Source organism: Bartonella sp. AD328YNZD (genome assembly GCF_042196425.1).
Map to the genome: position 1 here is coordinate 1 of NZ_JBHIQG010000789.1, position 615 is coordinate 615.

A 615-nucleotide genomic window follows, 5' to 3' on the forward strand; every position below is an offset into this window, starting at 1 on the left:
AAGCATAATAATTATGATCGATAGCCTTGTTTTTTTTATTCCCGTTATAGCTATTACAGTAAAGTCAGTATCTGAGGAAATTCAGAGTGTTTGGCGTGTATCCTTTGGAACACAAGAAAAGCCTGTATGAAACTCTCTCACGGGCTTTTGACCTTATGTTTCATAAGGCTGCCTTCCTTTGTGCTGAAAAATGACGTCTTTCAAGTTCGCCAATGGAAATTCTATGACAACAAAGACAAATTTGCTGCCTCAAATGCCTTCTTCTGATGTAACGATATCACGCTGGCGATGGGCCGCGATTGTTGTTTCTCTTGTTATGGCTCTTTTAGCATCGGTTTTTATTATGTTGCTTTCAAATGCCGTTGATAGAGAAGTCGCCCAGTTGAATACAAGTTCAGAATTGCGCGAACAGGCTGATTTGGTTCTTATTAGCTTGATTGATATGGCTGTTGCTGATCGCAGTTATGCAAAAACGCGCAAGGTGGAAGATAAAATACGTTTTGAAAATTCAGAGCGGGAGTTGGGGGATATTCTCGATTATATCGCACTTATTGTTTATGCGCATCCGCAGTGGTATAAATGGTTTACGGCTTTTAAAGAAGAGGTTGAAGCACG

Annotated in this window: 1 pseudogene; it reads left to right on the forward strand. The window is 40.2% G+C overall.

The window, feature by feature from the left end:
- Window positions 1-223: 223 nt before the first annotated feature.
- A pseudogene (locus ACFIO3_RS15055) lies at window positions 224-615 on the forward strand (sensor histidine kinase); the annotation flags it as partial.